The organism is Bradyrhizobium sp. Mp27, from assembly GCF_029953005.1.
Taxonomy (GTDB): domain Bacteria; phylum Pseudomonadota; class Alphaproteobacteria; order Rhizobiales; family Xanthobacteraceae; genus Bradyrhizobium; species Bradyrhizobium barranii.
This window is the reverse complement of the sequence record NZ_JASAUS010000431.1, coordinates 1-2093: the sequence shown is the minus strand read 5'-3', so window position 1 is coordinate 2093 and position 2093 is coordinate 1. Positions and strand designations below refer to the sequence as shown.

The following is a 2093-nucleotide window of genomic DNA, read 5'->3' as shown; positions in this document are numbered from 1 at the left end:
TTCCATCGCCTTCAGTCTCCTCTCGGCTCTCTGACAAGCCAAGGATCGCAGAGCGAAAGCCGAAGCGAAACCAGTCAATCAAATGGGAGAAAAGCTCCGCTTACGATGAACCGGCCATCTCGGGTCCGCCCGCAGTAGTGGGTGAAGCCGAGGAAGGCGAAGGTCTCTGGTCGCCGCTCGCCGCGCCGCTGACGCGAGACGGCCGCGAACCGGCCAAACTCGATCAGCCGCGTCTTGCCCTCATGAAGCATCAGGCCAAAGCTGGCCAGCCGCACCTTGAGGGCCAAGAGCATTTCCTGCGCATCTGCCTTGCTCTCGAAGCCCATGACGAAGTCGTCCGCATAGCGCACGGTCACGACGCGACCGCGGGCATGACGACGACGCCATTGGTGGGCCCAGAGATCGAGGATGTAGTGCAGGAAGATGTTGGCAAGGAGCGGGCTGATGCCTGCCCCTTGCGGCGTGCCCCTGTCCGTCTCTCGCTTCTCGCCGCTCTCAAGAACACCGGCCCGCAGCCACAGCTCGAGGAGCCGTAGGATGCGAGGATCGGCGATCCTGTGCGCCACCATCCGCAACAGCCACTCGTGGTCGACCGAGTCGAAGAAGCTGCGTATGTCGGCATCGAGCACCCAGTTCACACGCTGGCTCATGATCGCCGTATGCAAGGCATCAAGCGCCATATGAGGATTCCGCCCCGGCCGGAAGCCGTAGGAGAACCCAAGGAAGTCGGCCTCATAGACGGCGCTCAACACCTCGGCCACCGCGCTTTGGACGATCTTGTCCTCGAGCGCCGGCACACCGAGAGGCCGCTTACCGCCATCGGCTTGGGGGATGTAGACTCGCCGCACCGGCTGTGGCCGGTAGCGACCAGTGTGGACCCGTCCGCAGAGGTCGCGGATGTTATCCGTGAGCCCCTCTTCGTACTTCGCCATCGTTACCCCATCGACCCCCGCGCTGGCCTGCCGCTTTTGTCGTCGAAACGCCCGAAGCAGAGCGTCCTCGTCGATGTGGTGCAGCAAGGCCGTGAACCGGGTTTGGGCAGCCCGCTTGGCCGCCGCGTTCACCCGATCGAGGTTCGGCGGCAAGGCAACCCGGCTCTGTGTCCGGACCCTGGCCTTCTCGCGCGGGCTCCCCTCGGGCTGGCCCCTTCCCTCCATACGTCTCGTTTCCTTCGACGACTTCACAGGTACTATGGACCAGTCCGACTCCCGACCTCAGCTCGGACCGCGGCTCTGGCAGTGCCTCGCCGCTGTCCCCCACTGGAGACCAATCCAGTGGACCCGATCGGGCCTCTCATGTTCCGATGATTGCCTTCCATGCGTGATGCGGCCATCGACCCCGACGGAGCGGCATCGTCTCGCATAACGACGATGCTCATGCTGCCTTCGTGACTAGGGAACACACTCGGCCTCCGGCTGATGGCGCTGGTGGTCGAAGGCATGACCGGCGCGGCATGTGCAGTGAGATCGGCGACAACGTGAAGGCCTTCCTCAACCGCCCGCTCTAGGGCGATCGGCCCTATCTGTGGATCGGCCACGTACGTGAAGCTGCGTCAGCAGGGGCGCATCGTCTCGGTCGCGGTGACCATCGCGTCGAGTTAACAGCGACGGCCGGCGTGAGGCGCTCGGCATTGACGTCGGCCCATCCGAAGCCGAGACGTTCTGGGCCGCGCTCCTGCGCAAGCTCGTCCGCCGCGGCCTGCGGGGCTACGGGCTCGTCGTCTCCGATACTCATGAGGGATCACGGCCACGGTCGGCGAAGTTCTCAACGCCACTAGCGCTGCCGCGTCCACTTCATGCGCAATGCGCTGGCACGTGCCGGCAAGAGCGCACGGCGCCTCGTCTCCGCCTTCATCGCCACGGTGTGCGCCCAGGACGATGCCGAGGACGCGCGGGCGTAATGGCGCTGCGTCGCCGACCAGCTCCGCTCCCCTGCCAAAGCGCGGCGCCTTCCTTGCAGCGCCGGATCCGCTACTGACGGGCAATGCCCCGCGGGTCACTTCAAATTCCTCCGGGTGTGGTCAGTCAAATTCCTCCACCCGCGAGGCAGGACAAGGGACTGTTAGTTTGAGTTTGTTTCCCGGGCAAGAGCTT

The 2093-nt window shown here is 64.7% G+C and carries 1 protein-coding gene and 1 pseudogene; one reads left to right on the top strand and one right to left on the bottom strand.

What is annotated here, in order from left to right; translation table 11 throughout:
- Positions 1-74: 74 nt before the first annotated feature.
- Positions 75-1085, bottom strand: coding sequence for a group II intron reverse transcriptase/maturase (ltrA, locus tag QJT78_RS50635; RefSeq protein ID WP_281460850.1), 1011 nt, complete (start codon positions 1083-1085; stop codon positions 75-77).
- A 368-nt stretch (positions 1086-1453) separates the two neighbouring features.
- On the opposite strand from ltrA, the pseudogene QJT78_RS50630 reads away from it, so the two are divergent.
- Positions 1454-1897, top strand: a pseudogene (locus QJT78_RS50630) (transposase); the annotation flags it as partial.
- Between the last annotated feature and the right edge of the window lie 196 nt (positions 1898-2093).